Raw genomic sequence first — 20,720 nt, 5'->3', positions numbered from 1 at the left:
AGCGTCGGGTCAGTCGACATCGTCGTAACCTGATCCACCGCATTCGCGAGCAGGCTCGCTCCCACAGGGATTTGTGTGAAATCAGAAGCTGTAGGTGCCGGTCATCACGACGCTACGCGGCGCACCCGGTTGAATCTGATACTGGCTGGTTGCCGATGCGTAGTACTCACGATCGGTGATGTTGTTCAGCGCCGTGCGCAAATCCCAATCCTTGAAGCGGTAACCGACCAGTGCATCCCAGCGACCATAACCCGGCAGCACGGTGGTGTTGGCGTTATCGGCATAGCGTTGGCCAACCAGGGTCAGACCGGTTTCACCGTACCAGCCCATCTCCGGTTTCCAGGTCAGGAACAGGCTGCCGTTGTGCTTGGCGACGTTGTTGATGCGTTTGCCTTCCAGGCCGTTGTTGTCCTTCTCGATCTTCGCATCCTGCATACCGACACCACCGCGCATGTACCAGTTGCCGACGATGTTACCGGTGGCGGTCAACTCGATCCCGCGCGATCGTTGCAGACCGGACATGACGGTCAGGGTCGGGTCGTTTGGATCGGTGGTGCGGCGGTTGTAGAGTTCCAGGTCATAGATCGCCAGCGTGGTGCTGAGGCGATCGTCGAACCAGTCGCTCTTCACGCCGATTTCTTTCTGCTTGGTCAGCTCAGGACTGAGGTCGTTGGTGTTGCCGGCCGCACCCGGGGTGATGCCGATCAAGCCACCACCCACGGGCGAAAACGTCTTCGACCACGAAGCGTAGAACGAGTGGTTCTGCAACGGCGTCCAGACCAGGCCGACGCGCGGGCTGGTGCTGTGGCTGTCGCGGTCTTCGGAGATGTTACGCAGCTTGTTGGTCGACTCGATATCGAAGGTGTCGTAACGCAAACCGCCAAGCAGTTGCCACTGATCGTTCAGGCGCAGTTGATCCTGCACGTAGACCGCACGGCTTTCGACTTCGGTGTGGCTGCTGCTGGAAACCTGCATGGCTCCTGTGTGGCGCAGATCGCGGTTCGGGTTGTAGAGGTCGAGCGATGGCACGGGCTGCGCGCCCGGGGTTCTGCCAGTGGCGGCGTTGTACAGCGTCGGATCGCGGCGCTGACTGCCGATCTCGACGCCAGTGAGCAGACGATGTTCTAGGCCGAAGGTATCGAATCCGCCCTCGAGTTCAACGTTGTTATAGACGTTGCGGGTGGTCAGATCCTGCTGCCAGTGCTGGCGCGTGACCTTGTTGGTCGCCGGGGTGTAACCGGTGAGGTAGGTGTTGTCGAAATCACTGTCGAGCTTGAACACGCCGAGGGTCTGGCGCAGTTGCCAGTTGTCGTTGATCTCGTAGCTGAGTTTGGAGCGCAGCGATTGCGACTTGTCGTCAATGAAATCGTGATCGTTGCCGTAGGTGGTGTCACGACCGACATCGGCCGGGCGCCCGTTGACGCCGGGAATGCCGCGATCTGGCGTGCGGTTGTAGCGGCTGTATTCGTATTGCACCAACCAGTTCAGGTCCGGCGTCAGTTGCCAGCTCATCGACGGTGCGAACAACTGACGATTGCCGCTGACGCCATCACGGAAGCTGTTTTCATCCATGTTGCCCATGTTCAGGCGCAGGCTGATGTTTTCGCTCGGGTCGGTGCTGAGGTCGGCGTAAAGACTGCGCAAATCTTCGCTGCCACCCTGGGCTTCGATGGTCGAGCGACGGCCGAACTCGGGCATTTTGCTCACGCGGTTGACGATCCCGCCCTGACTGCCCCGACCGTACAGCACGGCGGCCGGGCCTTTGAGCACTTCGACGCGTTCGATGTTGTGCAGGTCGCGCTTGTATTGGCTGTCGTCGCGAATGCCGTCGAGATAGAAATCGTTGCTGGCATCGAAACCGCGAATGCGCAGGCTGTCGAAACGGGTGTCGGCGCTGCTGCTGACGTTGGGCATGCCGCTCAACGCGTCGCCGATATCATTGGTGCCGTAGTTGGCGACGTTCGCGGTCTTGATCGAATCGATCGCCTGCGGCACGTAGCGCACCGGGGTTGAGGTGCGGGTTGCGGTGTTGCTGAGCTTCACGCGCGGGTCATCGGCTTGCGCTTCGGCGCTGATCGCGGTGGCGGGTAACTCGGTCGCGGAGTAGGCAAAACCACTGGACAGAAAAACAGAAAGCCCAAGGGTGACGGGCGTAAGACGGAACGGGGCAGGCATTTAACAGCGCATCCGAAAGGGTGGAAGAATTCGATCGCGCGAATGGTAATGCTTTGCATTTACTTCCGTTAATTATTCCTTATAAGTTCCCTGATCTGATTGTTTCAATTTGTGTCGCATTCGACACAATCTGCTTGAACCGCAATTCGACCGATTCATGAAACAGACTGAAAGCCATTCTGGCGTTTTTCCGCAAGAGTGCGGGCACTAATCTGCCGCCATCGATTTCCCTCACTTTTTGCCGGAGTTTTCCCATGATCCTTCATTACGTCTACGACCCGTTATGCGGCTGGTGTTACGGCGCCAAGCCGCTGGTGGAAGCGGCGCAGGCAGTGCTGCCAGTGATCGCGCATGCCGGGGGAATGATGAGTGGCGCCAATCGCCAGCGCGTTTCGCCACAACTGCGCAATTACGTCATGCCCCACGACCGACGCATTGCCGAGTACACAGGCCAGCCTTTCGGCGAGGCCTATTTCGACGGTTTGCTGCGAGATCAATCGGCCGTGTTCGATTCGACGCCACCGATTGCTGCGGTGATGGCGGCCGAAGCCATCGACCGAGGCGGTCTGCGCATGTTGGGGCGGTTGCAGAGCGCGCACTATGTGGAAGGGCGACGCATTGCCGATTCAGCCGTGCTGTTGGAATTGGCGATGCAGATGGGCTATGCGCAGGACGATTTCCACATTGCGTTTGAGTCCGTTGATAGCGAGAGGCACGTAAAAGCCAGTCGCCAGTTTTTGGCGCAATTGGGCGGCCAGGGTTTTCCGACCATGGCTCTGGAGCAGGATGGCACATTCCAATTGATCGACATTAGTCCGTGGCTGGGCAAGCCGCAGGCATTTGCCGATTGGTTACAACAGGCAATCGTCCTCGATGAAAGCGGTAAATCTTCTGCATTCTGTTCTATTGATGGTTGCGCCTGATACGCACTGGATTCACTGGCTGTGTGCATTTCCCAGCAAGGAGTCAGCGCAAAATTTACGTTTCTTAGACGATTTTTACCTATTTAAAGACGATTCTTGAAATTGACACATTGTTCAGGGCGCGGCTACGATTCGGCCCAACGCCTGTGGCCAACCGCCATGACTCAAAATAAGGAGCAGGCCCGCCATCACGTTATCGTGGGCGGGCCTTTTTGTTTCGGGGTGAATAAAAGAGTGCAAAAGCGCCGTTTCCGCCGTTCGACACAGCGCGTTTCAACCCGTAATAAGGAAAACAAAATGTTGAACAAGCGAATCAGTCTGATCGCACTGGGGATGTTGAGCGCCACTCAGGCCATGGCTAACGACCAGGCCGAGTCCAAGGGTTTTGTTGAAGACAGCAGCCTCAAAGTGCTGCTGCGCAATGCCTACATCAATCGTGATTACAAAGACGGCAACAAAGACAAAGCCGAGTGGGGCCAAGCGGCCATCGGTACGTTCTCGTCCGGCTTCACCCAAGGCACCGTGGGTGTCGGTGTCGACGCTTTCGGTCTGTACGCACTGCGTCTGGACGGCGGCAAGGGCCGTAGCGGCGCCGGTGGTATCGATTTCTTCAAGCAGGAAAATGACGGTCGCGCGAACCATGACATAGCCAAGGGCGGTGCCGCGGTGAAGTTCCGCTTCTCCAACACCGTGTTGACCTACGGCGACCAGATGCCGGCCCTGCCAGTGCTGAGCTACGACAATGTGCGCCTGCTGCCGGAAAGCTACACCGGTACCCTGATCACTTCTAAAGAGATCAAAGGCCTGGAACTGAACGCCGGTCGTTTCACCGCCGAATCGCGCAAGAGCGACGAAGGCCGTGACAGCGGTGGTCTGAAGTCGATCAACGTGTTGGGCGGTAGCTACCAGTTCACTGAAAACTTCAAAGGCGCGCTCTACGCGTCCGACGTCGAAGACGTATTGAAGAAACAATACGTGAACGCCAACTACGTGTTGCCGTTCAACAAGGATCAGTCGCTAACCCTGGACTTCAACGGTTACCGCACCAAGCTGGACAACTCTTATGTCCGCGAAAACGGGGTAACTGGCGACGACAACAAGATCTGGAGCCTGGCCGCAACCTTCGCTACCGGTCCGCACTCGTTCACCGTGGCGCACCAGCGTTCCACCGGCGACAGCAACCTCGGTTACGCCTACGGCGGTTACCAGAAAGATCAAGGTCGTGTCGGTGACGGCGGTAACTCCATCTATCTGGCCAACTCCTACTGGTCCGACTTCAACGCTGAAGACGAACGCAGCTGGCAGCTGGGCTATGGCCTGGATTTCGGCGCATTCGGCGTACCGGGTCTGAGCTACAACTTCGCTTACGTGCGTGGCGACAACATCACCACCTCCACCAGCGAAGGTGGCACCGAGCGCGAGATCTTCAACCAGTTCAAATACGTCGTGCAGTCTGGCCCGGCCAAAGACCTGAGCGTGAAATTGCGCAGCTCGATCCTGCGTGTTTCGCAGAAATCCAGCGAGTACAACGTCAGCGGTAACGAACTGCGTGTATTCGTGGACTACCCGATCAACATCTTCTGATGCCTGATCAAGTGTAAGAAACATGAGAAAAACCCCGACTGGTTCGGGGTTTTTTTTCGACGGTTTTTCGATGAAAACCGGAAAAAACCTGTGTTTTTGTCATGTAAAAGTTGTTTTTAAGTGGCTGTAAACGCCGTTTCAAACAGGGCTTTAAATGCCTGAAATTCTTTCTCATGGACGCAATTTCTCCACCTAATAGATTAGGCCGCTCAACGCAGCGGAGAATTTGGTAATGATCGTTTTGAACAGAGAAGTGGGCGAATCGCTACGGCGCGACAAATATGTCAACGTCCAGGGTGGTGACTTCAATCTCTACGGTCATTTTGCCGACTTCGTCAGACTGACCAAAAGTTGGGAAAACATGGAGCCTGACAGTTACTACGGTCAGGCCGAAGCCGGCATGCGTTACCGTCGTTACAGCGACTTTGAGTACAACCCGAAAACCCGCGAGCTCAAGCAACTCGAACATCGCGCCTACGTGCAGTCGAAAGAGAACAACGCCTATGTCGGCGGCCTCGTGCGACACTTTCAGGACTTCTCCGACGAAGTGATTACTTCACCGGTGATGCGCAGCCTGATCGACACCGATTTCGAAGTGTACAAAAGCGTACTGCCGGAAGAGCTGCACGATGAAATCTGGCAGTGCCAGATCCATCAGATCCGCATCGAGATCAAACCCGGCAAACAACTGGAAATCACCCCTGAAGGCATTCACTGCGACGGCTATCCGTTCAGCGGTGTGCACTTCTGGGGCCGCAATAACGTCGAGGGTGCGGAGAGTCGTCTGTACGACATCCACGAGCATCAACTGGCGTCGACCACTTACCAGGAAATTCTCGACACCACCTACTTCCTCGATCGCGATATGCGCCACTACGTGACCCCGGCCCGCAACCCGCACACTCATGCGATGGCGTACCGGCAGATTCTGGCGATTTCCTTCTCGCGGCCCGGGACCGCTTTCGACATTGTTCGCTAATCAGATCACCCCAATCGATGGCGTCGAATGCTCGACGCCGGTGGTGCTGCGACGCGCCACGGCCAAGGATGCGCAGCGCATGGAGCGCTTCTTCCGCCAGTTCGACGAAGTGTCCTTCTGCGAATGGCAGGACGCCAAGTGCCTGCGCGGCGTGCTGATCCAGAAAACCACCACGGCCTATCTCGCCTTCGACATCGCCGGCGAAATCGTCGGCGCGGTGCTCGGCGGCATGCTCGGCAGTCGCGGCACCATCAATCATCTGGCCGTCAGCCCGCGCTATCGCAGCCAGGGCGTCGGTCAACGTCTGGTTGAAGCGGCGTCTTCCGACATGAAGCGTGTCGGTGTGTTGCGGATGTTTCTGTTCGTTGACGATGCTAACCTCGCGGGCAAGCGATTCTGGACTGCCCAGGGTTTTTGCGAGCCTCATGGCGAACGGACATTTGAGAGGGATCTATGAATGAAACGTCCGGCAGTGCGCCGCTGATGGCTGCCCATCAGCCATCGCGCACGTTTGCCGAAGCCAGCCCGGTCGTCGCCGGCTACTTCACGGTGTCATTCGTGTTCGGGCTGATGGCCGTCAACGCAGGCTTGCCGATGTGGCTGCCGGTGGCGATGTGTTTGTTCGTGTATGCCGGCGCTTCGCAATTCGCCGCATTGGCGCTGATCTCAAGTGGAGCGTCGCTGACCACCATCGTACTGACCACGTTCCTGATCAACGCGCGGCACATGCTGATGTCGGTGTACATGGCCAAGGCCCTGCGCGCACTCGGCTTGAGTCGCATGGAGCGTTGGGCTTACGCCGGTGGCCTGACGGACGAATCCTTCGCTTTCCACAGCGTTAAACTCGGCACGGGTGCGCCGGTCAATGTGCGTTATCTGATCGGCTTCAATCTGTTCTGCCACACCTCGTGGGTGCTCGGCGGTTTGCTTGGCGCGGTTTGCGCGCAGTACGCGGCGCACCTGATCAAATATCAGCTCGACTACGCACTGACGGCAATGATGCTCTACGTGCTGGTGTCGCTGTGCAACACGCGCAACAAACTCATCGCCGCCGCTGCTGCCGTGCTGTGCATGGGCGCGCTGAGCCTGGTCGGCAGTTCGCCGTTCAATGTGTTTATCGCCACGTTTGTGGGCTGCGGAGTGGGTGTATGCCTGACCAAACGTTCCTGATTCTGGTGGTCGCGCTGATGATGGCCGTGACTTTCCTGCCACGCGCCTTGCCCCTGCAAGTCAACACCGAGCACTGGCCGCCGTTTATTGCGCGGGCGCTGGAATACCTGCCGGTGGCGATCGTCGCTGCGATCAGCCTGACACCCTTATTGATCAAGGATCAGCACATACAGCTCGATCGCCCGGAATTCTATGCCGCGATTCCGACGTTGCTATGTGCGTATTTCAGCAAAAACCTCTTTCTCAGTGTGGCGGTTGGGACGGCTGCGTACATTGCGCTCGGCTCGTTCATGTAACGGCAGATCGACGACGTCGCTCAACGCCTGATTGGACAATTCAGGATTGTTCACTGCCAGGCGCACTTCGAGGAAATCCTCGAACCCGGGGAAAATCGTCAGGCCGTTCTTTTGCGCGGCCTCACGCGAAACCATGCCGACCGCGTCCATCTGCGTGATCAGCGACAGCGTCAGGGTCTCGCTGCACGAATAGACCATGCGCTGACCGTTCTCGTGATTGCCCAGCCCGGCGTCGAGAAAACGCAAAAAGCTGTGGGAATACGGACAATCTTCTGCAGGACGTACCTGGAACTTGTTGCCCAGCAAGGTCAGCGGATCATTCTCCTGACCGCAATGCGCACCGACCACCTGCACCTGCACATCCGGCAAGACAATGCTCGGCAAACCCGGCCGCTGCGGACCGATCAGCACCGCCAGGTCGAAGTCTTCATTCTTCAGCTTGCTGAGGTTTTCCATCGACTCGGCGTAGCTGAACTCCATCTGATAATCGGGAAACACCTCGATCAGGCGCCCGATCATTCGCCGGTTGAAGTCAGTTGATAAGGTGTTGTTCAACGCAACCTTCAACGTCCGCTGCCCCGGCACTTTCAGCGCCTCGACCTTTTCTTCCATCTGTCGTGTGGCAATCAGCACTTTGTCCATATAAGGCGTCAGCTCAGTGCCCTGCGGCGTCAGCGTCAGCCCTTTGTTGGAACGTCGAAACAAGCGGAAACCGAACTGCTCTTCGACCTTGTTCAACTGCGCGGCCAGCGCCTGCACGGTCAGGCACGAATGCTCGGCTGCGGCCGACAAAGAGCCGGTCTGCACGATGCGCATGAGGTTGCGTAAGGTTCTGCTATCCATGGGTAATGCCCTCTGAAGTGGGCTGGGTATTGTTGTTTACGAGACTGCCGGTCAGGCGCCATATGCTGGCTATATTCCTGTACCTGAGCATAGTTGTCGCGGGTTTAGTAGCGAATTGATGCCCCCGCCGATGGCTGGAGGCTGACACAGGATCGGGGTTTTTAGTGACGTGGGGGTGATGGGGGTCAAAAAAAGTGCTTGGTTTTGGTGCGTAGCGGCGATTTTTCACGGGGAAACGGCTGACAACGTTAGTGGTTTTGGCCTGCGAAATACGTGGATGCGTCTTAGGCGAACTTGCGACCGAGCTGATAGCGGCGACCCGTCAAAGCAGATGAAGTAGCAGTGGGGAGGCATCATGCCTATGTGGCTACAGATCTGTGTGAGGTAAGCGAAGTGATTGCATCAAAAGAAGCGGCCGATATGGAGTGCCAAGTTGGCAACAGGCTTCATCACGTTATTGAAATTCAAGAGCAACCGTCCATTGCACGAATTCCTACGGACAAGACTGCCCAAGCCATGTTGGAAGCACGAACTATTCGGCAGCGGTTCGATTCGGTCGACGAAATGCTCAAATCCGGTCATATCCGAATCCCAATCAATGGGGAATGTGGTAACCAGTAATACGCTTACGGAGCTTTTTTATCGATTTATTCGTATATGTACTAGTATCAAAGCAAGACAAATCTGGAGAGGCTCAATGACTACCTCATCCCCAGCCCTCACTCCACGCGAACAACTCGACGCCCCCGAAGCCGGCCGCGTTGCGCTGAAGTTCTTCTTCAACCTTATGGAGCGTTGGGGCTGCAGCGCAGAGCAGCAACGCACATTACTCGGCGGCGTTGGTAACACCACGTTCTACAAATACAAACACCTGCCGAACATACGTCTGCCTAACGACACCCTTGAGCGCATCTCCTACCTGATGGGCATTCACAAGGCGTTGAGCATCATCTTCAGCAATAACCGTGAGCGCGCCTATACGTGGGTTAGCAGTCCAAACACAGCGGCGCCGTTCAACGGGCAAACTGCATTGGATTACATGCTGGCGGGGAGAGTGATCGACATCGCCGATGTGCGTCGCTATCTCGATGGGGTACGCGGTTGAAGGCGCCCGATTTGGTTGATGTGGCGTGGACGCGAGCCTATCGGATCGTCAACAGCAGCTTCCCGCCGATTGCGTTGTTCGAAGACGTGCTCGATCCCGAAGATCTGGAAGTTGCTTACGCAATTGAAGCGCTGACCAATGATCGTCTGATCGAGCAGGCCGGGGTACTTGCCCGAGTGCGACCCGAAGACCGACTCTCTGGCCCCGGCTCGACTCCGGTGATGGCTGCGTTTACTCATATTGGCAAACGCAGTCGTTTCTGTGACGGCACCTTCGGCGTTTACTACGCTGCGAGCAGTCAGGCTGCGGCCATCGCCGAGACCTGTTATCACCAGGAGCGATTTCTTGCGGCGACTCGGGAAGCGGATCTCGAGTTGACCATGCGGACTTACGTCAATCGGGTGGTTAAACCGCTACACGATATTCGCCACGTTCACCCCGAGCTGCACAATCCGGATCCGGAGGCTTACGGGCCGTCTCAGCTATTCGCCCGTCAACTGCGCGAAACCGAGTCGTGGGGGCTTCTCTACAACAGCGTTCGCTTGCCGGGCCACGAATGTGTCGCCGCGTTTAGACCTCCAGCGGTATCCATTCCGAAGCAGGGCAAGCATTTGCGCTATGTGTGGAGTGCGAGTCAGCAGAAGATTTCGTTTGTGCTTGAGATCAGTCAGGTCTGAAACGCAAAAAGCCCTCGCATCGGCGAGGGCCTGAAACCGGCGTTTACATCAACGGCTTGTCCGGCGGCGCATCCATCACTTTCACCACATCATCGATCAGCGCTTTGCTCAATTCCTGCAAATACTGCGAGGCATAAGAGTGAAGATCAGGGTCGCGCGAGACTGTGGAATCTGCGGTCAGTAGCTTGGAAATGTGAAGTAAATGTGAGGCGTGCGAGAGAGCGGCGATCACTGGAACGCCACGATTGGTGCGGAACAGCGCTTGATTGGCCTGGAAGGAAAAGTGCGTGAGGCCTGGGGTTTTCAAATGGAGGTAGTCGGTCATTTCGCTTCACCTGCCGTAAGGAAGTGTCGTGAGGTGACCGTTTCTGCAGCTCTGTGAATTGCTGATGGATCAATGGCATTCATTTGTGAACTCCCTGTATCAAATGAGAGCCGCCATTTTCGTTCTCAGGCGAAAGGGTGGCAGCTATGCGCAGGCTGAGAAACCGGAGATACAGGAACCCGGCAGACCCGAAGGTCTCCCACGCACAGCCGCCATTACACGTGGATGCGGGCACAAAAAAGCGCCGGCAATCGTGATTTGGGGCGCTGGTGCGCCTGTATCTTACGCGGGTTCTCAGGCCCGGTCGCTGAATAGGCAGCGACGAACTGAACGGTAGCTTTGCGAGGGGCGAATGAGCAACGGTGGCTAGTAGTGGCTTGTCGTTACAACAGATTTCACAAGGCTTCGCGCCATGCATTTCGTCGATCTGTCCCTATAAACGTTTATGGTTTGTTTGTACGGCGTAGCCGTATAGTCAGGTTCATGTATACAATCATCGAAACGGAAATGTTCAAGCGCTATGCAGACGCCATATGGGTCGATGGTGAGCGCCATGAATTCATAAATTGGCTTGCTGCAAATCCTCTGGCTGGTGATGTCGTGCCTGGCAGTGGAGGTTTGCGCAAGGTGCGGTGGACTCGCACCGGCATAGGTAAGCGAGGCGGTACACGTGTCATTTATTACAACACGCTTTCTGAAGGCTCGATTTGGTTGCTCATTGCCTACACCAAGGCAAAGCTCGACAACTTGCCCGTAGCCTTCCTTAAGCAACTGAAGGAGGAAATCAGCGATGGTCGATGAACTGGAGCAATTCCAGCAGGACTTGCTGGAATCTGTACGTCAGATGAAGGCTGGAAAGGCTGCGCGCGTGACTCAAGTGCCGCTCTCTGCGGCAGCAGAAGCGCGTGCCAAAGTGGGCGTTTCTCAAAGTGCGTTTGCCAAACTGATCGGTGTGAGTCTGCGGACTTTGCAGGATTGGGAGCAGGGTCGCCGGCAGCCGACGGGGGCGGCGCAAACTCTCCTGAGGGTTGCCCGCCAGCATCCGGAAGTTTTGCGGGATCTGCATCCTGCTTGATACCACTTAAAACCTTTGGGCAGACTTCTGCTACAGAAAACAACAAAGCCCCTGCATTTCTGCAGAGGCTTCGTTTTGTATGGTGCCGGCACCAGGAGTCGAACCCGGGACCTACTGATTACAAGTCAGTTGCTCTACCAACTGAGCTATACCGGCGTGTGGGCGACGATTATAGCGACTGGATAATTTCTGTAAACCCCTGAATTCTGACTATTTTTGCATCTTTGCAAATCAAGCCCTGCGCAGCACATTTCGCAGCGTTTGCAGCGCCTTCAATGTGCGGCTGTTTTGCAGGGCCGCCAGTTGCGCTTCGGCCTGTTCGGCGCGTTGCAGAGCGTTGGCCAGTTGTTGGGCGGTGTCGACTTCGCTGGCGCTGATCGGGTGAGCGAAGGCGTGGCCTTTGCACAGTTGGAAGTTGTCGAGGTTGCACGGCGGGATGTCGAACGCGGGTTTGAGGTTGTGGTGTTCGTCGGCGAGGAACCAGGTGTTGAGGCCGTCGAACAGGATCGATTGATAGCCTGCGTCGGTGATCAGGTGTTCCCACTTGTGATCGCGCAGCCATGGGGTTTCGACGACGATGACCCAAGGGCGGAAGCGACTGAAGTCCATGCCACGCAGAACGGTTTCTTCGTGGCCTTCCACGTCGATTTTGAGGAAATGGATCGGGCGGTCGGCGGCGTATTGTTCGCAGATCGAGGTCAGCGTGCGAGCCTTGACCGTGAGGCTCTGCACGTTCATGCCGAGGTCTTTGCGTTGCTGGGCGACGGCGGGGTCGGCGGTGGAGAGGCCTGTGCCGGGAATGCCGTAGAAGGTCGTTTCGCCGGGTTGGTCGCTGGCGATGCATTGGACGGTGGCGTCGCGCGGGCGTTGTTGGCAGAGCGCGTCGTAGTAGTTTTGCATCGGCTCGACATTAACGCCGTGCCAGCCGTGGTCGTAGAAGGCTCTGGTGACAGAGTCGTGGCTGGGGTCGTTGGCGCCGACGTCGATGTAGAAACCGTGCTCGAACTGTTTAAGCGCGCGCCACAAGCGGACGTCTTCAAAATTTTGCGCATAAGAAATGAACGTCACGGGCGCTTCCTGTCGGTCTGATTGTTCTTGTTTGGAGACGCGCTGGCGGCACGCTGTGGACTTGTATAGCAAGGCTGGCGACACGCCGCAATTATTCGCTTCGGACCGGTGAATTTCGGCGGTTATGTCGTTTTGATTGACGGCTTATGCACAACGGGCTGGCACGAGACCATGCTTAGGCAGTTATTTGTGGACGCGTTCTCATTTTGTTCGCAAATCCCTGTTTTATTGGTTTTTTATCAATGTGAACAAAAAATGACCAGTGCTGTTAAGGGCTCGAAACAGGCATGGATATTGGATCCACGAAGAATTCATCAACAGAGTTATCCACAGGAAGTCGATGAATTATTCGCGTTCGGCCAACAGCAGCAGGTTACGTGGTGTGAGGGGGGCCTCGCAGAAAGTGCCGAGGCGTACGACGTATCCCTGTTCTGCGAGGAAAAGTGCCCGATCCAGATTCAGCCAAAGCTCAAGTGGCCGTCGGAACAATCCGCGAAGCAATTCCAGGTTGCGAACTTCGGCCAACCGCAGCCAACCGGCTGCTTCGAGTGCGGGCCAATCTGGCGAGCCGATTGTGGATAACTCTTTTAGCGCTGCGAGATCGCGACAGTATTCAGCGAACGGTCTGTCCAGCCAGGTGCTGGGCAGGGAGGGCGTTGGCAGGTATTCGTCGACGCCGCGCACTTGCCGTTGCAGCAGGTCGAAGGCCAGGCGACGGGCCATTGAGGTGTCACGCTGACGTCGGACGCGGGCTCCGGCGGTGACGGTTTCGCTCATTGGCAGCGCCAGATCTTCGACTGAGAGCTGTAGGAGCGATGCCAGTCCGGCGTGGGACAACGGCTGATATTCGCTGCAACTGATGCGGTTGTAGCAGCAGGGCGCGATCGCCATTTGCTGGCAACCTGCAGCACTGGCCAGTTGCATCAGCCGAACATGTAGATCGCCACACGCGTGGAGGGCGACGGGCGTGTGAGTCGCGCTCAACACGGCAGAGGCATTCGCCGCCAGTACATCCTGTTCCACGTGCAAGGCATGGAGGTGATGACGCTGACTCAACGCCTGTCCGCTGGCGACCAACAGAGGATCGTATTCAACGCAAGTCAGTTGCTGCCCCGATCCCAACAAGCGCCGCCCCAAATGCCCCTTGCCCGAGCACCAATCCAGCCAGTGCGTCGGCTGCGAAGCAAAGGACAATCGACTGGCAAACGCCTCGATCTGCTGCCACTTGCGCCCCGGCACATCGACATTCAGTCGATGGCCCGCAGCTTTCAGCGCATGTCCCGGCAACTCACCGACCGCGCTCAGCTCAGCCGACAACGCCGCCAATGAAGCAAACGGCTCCGGCGCATCGACAAGATCAGCGGGTTGGTTGTGAGCGTTTTCCGCGTCTTCCAGAGTGCGCCCGCGTAGCCACAAGGCTAACTCCGGGCAGGACGCTTCCCAGGCAAGAGAACGGTGAGTGAACGGCCGAGGTTTCCATAACGCCTGATGCGTTGTCAGAAAAGCATCCAGCGCCGTGAAGCGGGCGAGTAAGTCCTCGCCCGTCAGCACGTAGGAAGAATCAACGCCCTTGGCAGGCATCGACGCGCAGCCAGCGCTCCAGCAGCTTGAAGCCGCGTACCAGCACGTAAGCCATCAGCAGATAGAACACGCCCGCCGCGAAGAAGATCTCCACCGGCAGATAGGTGCGGGCAATGATCGTGCGCGCCATGCCGGTCAGTTCCAGTAAGGTCACGGTGCTGGCCAGCGCACTGGCCTTGAGCATCAGGATCACTTCGTTGCTGTAGGCCGGCAGGCCGATGCGCGCGGCACGCGGGAGGATGATGTAGAACATCGCTTTCGGCTTCGACATGCCCAGGGCTCGCGCCGCTTCGATCTCGCCCGGCGGAATTGCCTGAATCGCCCCGCGCAGGATCTCGGCGATGTACGCCGCCGTGTGCAGCGTCATGGTCACGGTCGCACACCAGAACGGATCGCGCAGGTACGGCCACAACGCGCTTTCACGCACCGCGTCGAACTGCGCCAGGCCGTAATAGACCAGAAACAGTTGAACCAGCAGCGGCGTGCCACGGAAAAAGAAGATGTAAGCGTAGGGCAGCGAACGCACGTACCACAGCTTAGAAGAGCGGGCGATGCCCAGCGGAATCGCCAGTAGCAGACCGGCAATCACGGCGATGGCCACCAGTTCCAGGGTCAAGGTTGCGCCCTGCGCCAGTTTCGGCAGCCACTTGATGATCACTTCCCAGTTCATTAAGCGCTCCTCGCAAAGCCGCGAGCGGCGCGTTTTTCCAGGAAGTGCATGCCGGTCATCGCCAGCACGGTCAGGCCCAAATACATGATCGCGGCGACCATATAGAAGGTGAACGGTTGTTTCGACACGGTCACGCCGATTTGTGCGTGGCGCATGATTTCTTCCAGGCCAATGACCGAGACCAGCGCGGTGTCTTTCATCAGGATCATGAACAAATTGCCCAGGCCGGGCAGGGCGATGCGCCACATCTGCGGCATGATCAACCGGGTGAAGATCCGCCATTTCGACAGGCCCAGGGCCTGGCCGGCCTCACGGTGGCCTTTGGGAATGGCGAGGATCGCGCCGCGAAACACTTCCGTGGCGTAGGCGCCGAAGCACAGGCCCAGGGCGATCACGCCAGCGGCGAAAGCGTTGAGTTGCAGGTCGGGGTTGCCGAAGAACTCACCGAGGGCGCGCATAAGGTTGACCGTACCGAAGTAGATCAACAGCACCCAGAGCAATTCCGGGACGCCACGCACGAGGGTCGAATAAGTGCCGCCAAGCCATTGCAGCGGCTTGTACGGGGAAGTCTTGGCCAAGGCGCCGAGCAGACCGAGCACCAGTCCCAGGCACAGGGCCGTGAGAGCCAGTTGGACGGTCATCAGCGCGCCGGCAGCGAGGGCCGGGCCGAATCCGTAGAGGTCGATAATCATGGAGTTCTGTTCAAATTGCGGCAGGCAAAGTCGGGAGCCGGCGCCGTGCAATCACGGCGCCGGTCCCACAGGTCAGGATCAGTAGATGCTGAACGGGAAGTACTTGTCGTTGATCTTTTTGTAGGTACCGTCGGCGACGATTTCCTTCAGCGCGGCGTTGAGCTTCTCACGCAGTGGATCGCCCTTACGCACAGCGATGCCGATCTTGTCGCTTTCTACGACCGGGTCGCCTTTGAACTCGTAGTTCTTGCCGGCGTCGCTTTTCAGCCAGTCATAGTTGGCGTACTTGTCAGCGAGGATCGCGTCGACACGACCGGAAGTCAGGTCGAGGTAGGCGTTTTCCTGGGTGTCGTAGAGGCTGACTTTGATGTCGTCGGCGTAGGTGTCTTCCAGCCAGGTACCGGCCAGGGTCGCACGCTGGGTACCGATGGTCTTGCCTTTCAGCGAGTCCTTGTCGGTTTTGAAGTCGACGTTTTTCGGTGCGATGAACTGCAGCTTGTTCGAGTAGTACGGGTTGGTGAAGTCGACCGCGCCTTTGCGCTCGTCGGTGATCGACAGCGAGGAGATCAGGAAGTCGAACTTCTTCGCGTTCAGGGCCGGGATGATGCCGTCCCAGTCGGAAGTGACTACGGTGCATTCGACTTTCATCTTCGCGCACAGTGCGTCGCCGATGTCTTTGTCGAAGCCGACCACGTTACCGCTGGCATCTTTATTGTTGAACGGCGGGTAAGCCGCTTCGATGCCCATCTTCAGGGTTTCAGCCATGGCACCGGCGCTGAACGCGAGGGTGACGGCGGCGGCCAGGAAGACCTTCTTGAAATTCTGCATGCATGTTGCTCCGTTAGCGGTTGCTGGACATGAATTGTTTGCAGCGCGCCGAAAGCGGGTTTTCGAACACCTGCTGAGGCGATCCTTGCTCTTCTATAAGGCCTTGGTGAAGGAACACCACTTCGCTGGAGACCTGACGGGCGAAGCCCATTTCGTGGGTCACGAGCAGCATGGTGCGGCCTTCTTCGGCCAATGCGCGGATGACACTAAGTACTTCCTGAACCATTTCCGGGTCAAGCGCCGAGGTGGGTTCGTCGAACAGGATCACCTTCGGTTGCATTGCCAGCGTGCGGGCAATCGCCGCGCGCTGTTGCTGACCGCCGGACAATTGCGCCGGGTAGGCGTGGCGCTTGTCGGCGATGCCGACCTTGGCCAGCAGCGCTTCGGCGACTTCGATCGCCTCGGCTTTGCTCTGGCCGAGCACGCGACGCGGTGCCTCGATGATGTTGTCGAGGATGCTCATGTGCGGCCACAGATTAAAGTTTTGAAACACAAAACCAATCTCGGAGCGCAGACGGTTGATCTGTTTGCCATCGGCGGCAACCAGTTCGCCATTCTTGGCGGCCTTGAGCTTGAGTTCTTCACCGGCCACCAGAATCTGGCCCTGGTGCGGGTTCTCCAACAGGTTGATGCAACGCAGGAACGTGGACTTGCCGGAACCGGAGGAACCGAGGATCGAGATCACATCGCCGTCGCGGGCGGTCAGCGAGATGCCTTTGAGCACCTCAAGCTGTCCGTAGCGTTTGTGCAAGTTGCGGATTTCAAGCGCGGGCGTGGCCTCAGCCATGTGCGTTCCTCATATATGTTGCGCTCCAGCTGTTGGATGGCCTTCCTGGCGAGGCGGCCAAGCTAGCATAGCGTTTCAATGGCAGCCAACAGCGCTACGAGCGGTTAACGGGTGGCATGTGGCAGGTTGTCGCATCGGCACAGCAGACTGTCGCCCCATCAACAACCGAACGGGTGTTTGATCGTGCAAACCCGTGGGTGTCGCGTAAAAAAAGGCGCGATGTTGCCAGCTTTGGCGGGGTGTTGGAAGCGCTATCCGGCCGAACGTTCCTGATTCGCCCTTTTATTGTGCATCACACACTTTTTCAGTGTGTTTCTGGTGCGCCAATTCGTCTTGAAAGTGAGTCGCAGGGTAACGCTCTGGCGAATAGCCATTAATCTCAAGGACTTGCGATGACCGTCCGGTCGTGCGCAAAGCCCCGAGCCAGAAGACTTTGAAACATTTTGGCGCATTTATTGCGTGCAGAATCCGGAACGCCCTGTTGGTTTCTTTTTACGAGAAAGAACACACCAGGCAGGACGGACTGAATCGCTTTCCTCGCAAAGGTAGTTTCGATGAGCAGTACCCCAAGCTCCAATGGCCTCGAACAGGGGCTCAAACCGCGTCATGTGACCATGTTGTCGATCGCCGGTGTAATCGGCGCCGGTCTGTTCGTTGGCTCCGGCCACGCCATCGCTGCCGCCGGCCCTGCCGTGCTGCTGGCTTATGCCGCCGCCGGTACCCTGGTGGTGTTGGTGATGCGCATGCTCGGCGAAATGGCTGTTGCCTCGCCGGACACCGGTTCGTTCTCGACGTACGCCGACCGTGCCATCGGGCACTGGGCCGGTTTCACCATCGGCTGGTTGTACTGGTGGTTCTGGGTCTTGGTGATTCCACTGGAAGCCAACGCCGCCGCAACCATCCTGCACGCATGGTTCCCTGATGTCGGCATCTGGGCGTTCGCGCTGGTCATCACCCTGTTGTTGACTGTCACCAACCTGTTCAGCGTAAAGAATTACGGCGAGTTCGAATTCTGGTTCGCGCTGATCAAAGTGCTGGCGATCATCGGCTTCATCATCCTCGGTCTGGCGGCGATCTTCGGCTTCCTGCCGAACAGTCAGGTCAGCGGCGTTTCGCACCTGTTCGACAGCGGCGGCTTCCTGCCAAACGGCATGGGCGCGGTACTGGGCGCGATTCTGACCACGATGTTCTCCTTTATGGGTACCGAAATCGTGACCATCGCGGCCGCGGAATCGAAGAACCCGGGCAAACAAATCTCCAAGGCCACCAATTCGGTGATCTGGCGGATCGGTTTGTTCTACCTCGTATCGATTTTCATCGTTGTGGCCCTGGTGCCATGGAACGATCCTACGCTGGCCAACCTCGGCTCCTACCAGACCGTGCTTGAGCGCATGGGCATCCCGAACGCCAAGATGATCGTCGACATCGTGGTACTGGTCGCGGTGACCAGCTGCCTGAACTCGGCGCTGTACACCTCGTCGCGCATGCTCTTCTCCCTCGGCAAGCGTGGCGATGCACCGGCCATGGCGACACGGGTGAACAAAAGTGGTACGCCTTACTGGGCCGTAATGCTGTCCACCGGCGCGGCATTCCTGTGCACCTTCGCCAACTACGTGGCCCCGGCGGCGGTATTCGAATTCCTGTTGGCCAGCTCCGGTGCGATCGCACTGTTGGTGTACCTGGTGATCGCGTTCTCGCAACTGCGTATGCGTAAACAACGCATGGCGCGCGGCGAGAAAATCGTTTTCAGCATGTGGCTGTTCCCAGGCCTGACCTACGCGGTGATCATCTTCATCGTCGCGGCCCTGACCATCATGCTGTTCCAGGAAGCGCATCGCGTAGAGATCCTCGCGACTGGTTTGCTGAGTCTGATGGTGGTGGCAGCCGGTTTGTTGGTAGCACGCCGTCGCAAGCTGGAAAAACGTGGCGCGGTGGTGTTGAACTGATCCGTTACGCGTAATGCAAAACGGCCGCTGTCAGTGATGACAAGCGGCCGTTTTTGTTTGTGAGCGATGTTTATTCGCTCTTGTCTTCCTGTGCTTCCACCGACTTGCCATAAGCATCCAGCGCAACCCCGAAATCGGTGATGAACTGCGGTTCGCTCAGCCAGGCCTGGGCCTCTTCGATGGTTACGCCTTCGGACCACATGCGGTAGTCGATCAGCATGTCGGCGGCCAGGTGAGTGGCGGCCATGCCTTCGTTGTCGGCGTTTTCCATGTCCAGCAACTCTGGATGGTCAACGATGACGAACGCCAGTTCGCGCAGCAGGGTCAGCAGCATCTCGTTGCGGCTGATGGCTTCGGCGTCGCGCATTTTGCTGAACATCGCCAGGGTGTATTCCGGGATCGGCTCGGCGAGGTGGTCGAGGTCTTCGTCTTGCTCCAGCGGCTTGCGGCCGACCATACGGATTTGCTTGGCTTTGGCCTTGGCGCGTTTGGCGCGTTTCTGTTGCTTGTTCAGGGATGCCATGGGAACTCAGTTCTTCTGTTGGGTTTGCGCGGCGATCGCGTCGGACGCCGCTACATAGTCGGCCTGGAAGGCCGGGGATTCGATCCACGCCAGCGCGCCGGCCTCGTCGGTTTCCTGCGACCACTGGCGATACTCGATCAGTGCGGCGAGGATGAAATCCATCGCGCCTTCTTCGCCTTCCTGTTCGTAGACCAGCTCCAGCAGCGGGTCTTCGAGGAATGCGCTGCACAGCGCTTGCTGGCTGATCTTCTCGGCGTCGATCATTTTCTTGAACAGCTCGGTCAGGTCCACCGATTCGAAGTCGATGCGGTCGTCGTTCGGGTCCAGTTCGACCGGCGTTTCAGCGCGTTTGGTGCGGTTTTGCTTGGCCTTGGCTTTGGCCCGGGTGGCGCGTTTCTGCTGCTTGTTGGCGGAGGCCATGATGTGTTCCGTCGTGCGTTAAGAGGGGCTCAACTGCGCGGGACTTGCCGCCCGGGTGTGTCGGGGGCCAGTGCGCCGGTTTGCAGCCAGGTCAGAGCGATGGGCCATAGTGTGGCTTGGTATGCGCTGCGAAAAAAGGCGAAATGTCCGACTTGTTGTTCGCCGATGTCCTGCGGTTCGATGCGCAGGTGGGTTTTTGTCGCGTTGCTGAAGTAGCCGAGCAGGCGTTCGATGGCTGGAATGGTGCCGTAGGGATCGTCGCTGATGCTGATGGCCAGAATCTGCGCGCGGACATTGGCGAAGGGCAGGGCGCCGGTCTTTTTCATCAGCGCGCGACCACTTGGGCGCTGTTCGTAACGCGCGGCAGGCGTGCTCCAGTCGCGTACAACGCCGGTCGGCGTATCTTCCAGCCAGCCGAGTCGCTTGCCAGGGAAGAAGCCGCAGAACAGCGTCAGCAACGGCATCACCACATGCCATTTACCGAACATGCGCCAGCGATGTTCGGGCGCGTAATCGCGCCAGTAGGCGAACTGCGCACCGACGGTGACCAGCCGTCGGATAACCCGCCCGGATTCGCCCAGACCTGCCGCGCAACCGCCGAAGCTGTGGCCGACCACATCAATCGGCTGACCGGGAAACTCTCGTTGCGCGCGTTTGAGCATCGCTTCGAAATCCAGTGCGCCCCAATCTGTCCACGAGGCGTTCAAGCCTTTGATCGACGCGGATCGTGATTCGCCGATGCCGCGGTAGTCGTAGGTCATCACGTCGAAATCGTTGGCGAACAGATAAGCCGCGAAACGCGAGTAGTGGCGGCAACGTACCGACGTGGCGGCGCTGATGATCACTACCGGGCGTTGGCTATCAGGCAAGAACTGACGCCAGGTGAAACCGCCAAGTGCAAAACCGTCGGCGGCAGCTTCTTTGAAAGGCTCACCTTGCTCAGCAGGCAAGGTTGGCGACCTTGACTGCATGCCTTGCCTTGCGGGCGTGTCCTGACAGCTCATGACGCTCGACCTTGAAGAGTAAGCTGACAACGATAGTCTCAGCGCCGCC

23 protein-coding genes and 1 tRNA gene are annotated in these 20,720 nt (G+C 57.8%); 11 read left to right on the top strand and 13 right to left on the bottom strand.

Going from position 1 to position 20,720, the window contains the following annotated elements; genetic code table 11:
• Nucleotides 1–81 precede the first annotated feature (81 nt).
• On the bottom strand, nt 82–2,175 hold the full coding sequence (locus ACM6IN_RS13515) for a TonB-dependent receptor (RefSeq protein WP_414916188.1): 2,094 nt from the start codon (nt 2,173–2,175) through the stop codon (nt 82–84).
• Between the two features lie 254 nt (nt 2,176–2,429).
• Here ACM6IN_RS13515 and ACM6IN_RS13510 point away from each other — a divergent pair, with 254 nt between their 5' ends.
• From ACM6IN_RS13510 to ACM6IN_RS13485, 6 genes are all read left to right on the top strand, one after another.
• Nucleotides 2,430–3,098 carry a DsbA family protein gene (locus ACM6IN_RS13510; RefSeq protein WP_095113950.1) on the top strand — a complete coding sequence of 223 codons (669 nt, stop codon included), beginning with the start codon at nt 2,430–2,432 and terminating at the stop codon, nt 3,096–3,098.
• A 297-nt stretch (nt 3,099–3,395) separates the two neighbouring features.
• Complete coding sequence (locus tag ACM6IN_RS13505; protein WP_007909120.1) at nt 3,396–4,682, top strand: OprD family porin; 1,287 nt, start codon at nt 3,396–3,398, stop codon at nt 4,680–4,682.
• A 232-nt stretch (nt 4,683–4,914) separates the two neighbouring features.
• Complete coding sequence (locus ACM6IN_RS13500) at nt 4,915–5,661, top strand: 2OG-Fe dioxygenase family protein (protein WP_007909122.1); 747 nt, start codon at nt 4,915–4,917, stop codon at nt 5,659–5,661.
• A 79-nt stretch (nt 5,662–5,740) separates the two neighbouring features.
• A complete protein-coding gene (locus tag ACM6IN_RS13495) occupies nt 5,741–6,118 on the top strand; it encodes a GNAT family N-acetyltransferase (RefSeq protein ID WP_007909123.1) in 378 nt (125 codons plus the stop codon).
• The gene (locus ACM6IN_RS13490; protein WP_007909125.1) at nt 6,115–6,831 is read left to right on the top strand and encodes an AzlC family ABC transporter permease; all 717 of its coding nucleotides are present in this window, start codon (nt 6,115–6,117) and stop codon (nt 6,829–6,831) included. The genes ACM6IN_RS13495 and ACM6IN_RS13490 overlap by 4 nt, the downstream gene beginning before the upstream one ends.
• Nucleotides 6,810–7,127: an AzlD domain-containing protein gene (locus tag ACM6IN_RS13485; protein WP_007909127.1), complete on the top strand. Its 318-nt coding sequence runs from the start codon at nt 6,810–6,812 to the stop codon at nt 7,125–7,127. Before ACM6IN_RS13490 ends, ACM6IN_RS13485 begins: the two co-directional genes overlap by 22 nt.
• Here the strand turns inward: ACM6IN_RS13485 and ACM6IN_RS13480 are convergent.
• A complete protein-coding gene (locus ACM6IN_RS13480) occupies nt 7,044–7,970 on the bottom strand; it encodes a LysR family transcriptional regulator (protein WP_007909129.1) in 927 nt (308 codons plus the stop codon). The two genes, ACM6IN_RS13485 and ACM6IN_RS13480, sit on opposite strands and share 84 nt — an antisense overlap.
• Nucleotides 7,971–8,667: 697 nt before the next feature.
• Here ACM6IN_RS13480 and ACM6IN_RS13475 point away from each other — a divergent pair.
• Nucleotides 8,668–9,075: an MbcA/ParS/Xre antitoxin family protein gene (locus ACM6IN_RS13475; RefSeq protein ID WP_095113951.1), complete on the top strand. Its 408-nt coding sequence runs from the start codon at nt 8,668–8,670 to the stop codon at nt 9,073–9,075.
• Between the two features lie 11 nt (nt 9,076–9,086).
• Nucleotides 9,087–9,752, top strand: a complete 666-nt coding sequence (locus tag ACM6IN_RS13470; protein WP_007909135.1) for an RES family NAD+ phosphorylase — start codon at nt 9,087–9,089, stop codon at nt 9,750–9,752.
• Between the two features lie 43 nt (nt 9,753–9,795).
• Here the strand turns inward: ACM6IN_RS13470 and ACM6IN_RS13465 are convergent, their stop codons facing one another.
• Complete coding sequence (locus tag ACM6IN_RS13465; protein ID WP_414916187.1) at nt 9,796–10,077, bottom strand: DUF3077 domain-containing protein; 282 nt, start codon at nt 10,075–10,077, stop codon at nt 9,796–9,798.
• 483 nt (nt 10,078–10,560) lie between these two features.
• Here ACM6IN_RS13465 and ACM6IN_RS13460 point away from each other — a divergent pair, with 483 nt between their 5' ends.
• Entirely contained in the window at nt 10,561–10,878 is a 318-nt protein-coding gene (locus tag ACM6IN_RS13460) for a transcriptional regulator (RefSeq protein WP_414916186.1), read from the top strand.
• Nucleotides 10,868–11,152, top strand: a complete 285-nt coding sequence (locus tag ACM6IN_RS13455; RefSeq protein WP_007909144.1) for a helix-turn-helix domain-containing protein — start codon at nt 10,868–10,870, stop codon at nt 11,150–11,152. The genes ACM6IN_RS13460 and ACM6IN_RS13455 overlap by 11 nt, the downstream gene beginning before the upstream one ends.
• A gap of 80 nt (nt 11,153–11,232) precedes the next feature.
• Here ACM6IN_RS13455 and ACM6IN_RS13450 read toward each other — a convergent pair.
• The 7 genes from ACM6IN_RS13450 to ACM6IN_RS13420 all read right to left on the bottom strand — a co-directional run bounded on the left by ACM6IN_RS13450 (nt 11,233) and on the right by ACM6IN_RS13420 (nt 16,778).
• A tRNA-Thr gene (locus ACM6IN_RS13450) sits at nt 11,233–11,308 on the bottom strand.
• A gap of 75 nt (nt 11,309–11,383) precedes the next feature.
• Nucleotides 11,384–12,220 (bottom strand): FkbM family methyltransferase, encoded by an 837-nt coding sequence (locus ACM6IN_RS13445; RefSeq protein ID WP_414916185.1) that lies wholly within the window; start codon nt 12,218–12,220, stop codon nt 11,384–11,386.
• A gap of 345 nt (nt 12,221–12,565) precedes the next feature.
• Nucleotides 12,566–13,801, bottom strand: a complete 1,236-nt coding sequence (locus ACM6IN_RS13440; protein WP_414916184.1) for a methyltransferase — start codon at nt 13,799–13,801, stop codon at nt 12,566–12,568.
• The gene (locus tag ACM6IN_RS13435) at nt 13,782–14,471 is read right to left on the bottom strand and encodes an ABC transporter permease (RefSeq protein WP_007909164.1); all 690 of its coding nucleotides are present in this window, start codon (nt 14,469–14,471) and stop codon (nt 13,782–13,784) included. The genes ACM6IN_RS13440 and ACM6IN_RS13435 overlap by 20 nt, the downstream gene beginning before the upstream one ends.
• Complete coding sequence (locus ACM6IN_RS13430) at nt 14,471–15,163, bottom strand: ABC transporter permease (RefSeq protein WP_007909165.1); 693 nt, start codon at nt 15,161–15,163, stop codon at nt 14,471–14,473. The genes ACM6IN_RS13435 and ACM6IN_RS13430 overlap by 1 nt, the downstream gene beginning before the upstream one ends.
• A gap of 78 nt (nt 15,164–15,241) precedes the next feature.
• Nucleotides 15,242–15,991 carry an ABC transporter substrate-binding protein gene (locus ACM6IN_RS13425; protein ID WP_414916183.1) on the bottom strand — a complete coding sequence of 250 codons (750 nt, stop codon included), beginning with the start codon at nt 15,989–15,991 and terminating at the stop codon, nt 15,242–15,244.
• 13 nt (nt 15,992–16,004) lie between these two features.
• Nucleotides 16,005–16,778, bottom strand: a complete 774-nt coding sequence (locus tag ACM6IN_RS13420; RefSeq protein WP_007909167.1) for an ABC transporter ATP-binding protein — start codon at nt 16,776–16,778, stop codon at nt 16,005–16,007.
• Nucleotides 16,779–17,332: 554 nt separating this feature from the next.
• Here ACM6IN_RS13420 and gabP point away from each other — a divergent pair.
• Entirely contained in the window at nt 17,333–18,724 is a 1,392-nt protein-coding gene (gene gabP, locus ACM6IN_RS13415) for a GABA permease (RefSeq protein WP_007909168.1), read from the top strand.
• 70 nt (nt 18,725–18,794) lie between these two features.
• Here gabP and ACM6IN_RS13410 read toward each other — a convergent pair whose 3' ends face one another.
• Genes ACM6IN_RS13410 through ACM6IN_RS13400 form a run of 3 tightly spaced genes read right to left on the bottom strand, consistent with a single transcriptional unit; the run spans nt 18,795 to nt 20,671 of the window.
• On the bottom strand, nt 18,795–19,247 hold the full coding sequence (locus ACM6IN_RS13410) for a hypothetical protein (protein ID WP_007909169.1): 453 nt from the start codon (nt 19,245–19,247) through the stop codon (nt 18,795–18,797).
• Between the two features lie 6 nt (nt 19,248–19,253).
• Nucleotides 19,254–19,667 carry a hypothetical protein gene (locus ACM6IN_RS13405; RefSeq protein ID WP_007909170.1) on the bottom strand — a complete coding sequence of 138 codons (414 nt, stop codon included), beginning with the start codon at nt 19,665–19,667 and terminating at the stop codon, nt 19,254–19,256.
• 29 nt (nt 19,668–19,696) lie between these two features.
• Nucleotides 19,697–20,671 (bottom strand): alpha/beta fold hydrolase, encoded by a 975-nt coding sequence (locus tag ACM6IN_RS13400; protein WP_123375610.1) that lies wholly within the window; start codon nt 20,669–20,671, stop codon nt 19,697–19,699.
• Between the last annotated feature and the right edge of the window lie 49 nt (nt 20,672–20,720).

It is taken from the genome of Pseudomonas sp. IT-P395 (assembly GCF_949767675.1).
GTDB lineage: Bacteria > Pseudomonadota > Gammaproteobacteria > Pseudomonadales > Pseudomonadaceae > Aquipseudomonas.
The sequence above is the reverse complement of the archived record's forward strand: the minus strand, read 5'-3'. Positions and strand labels throughout refer to the sequence as shown.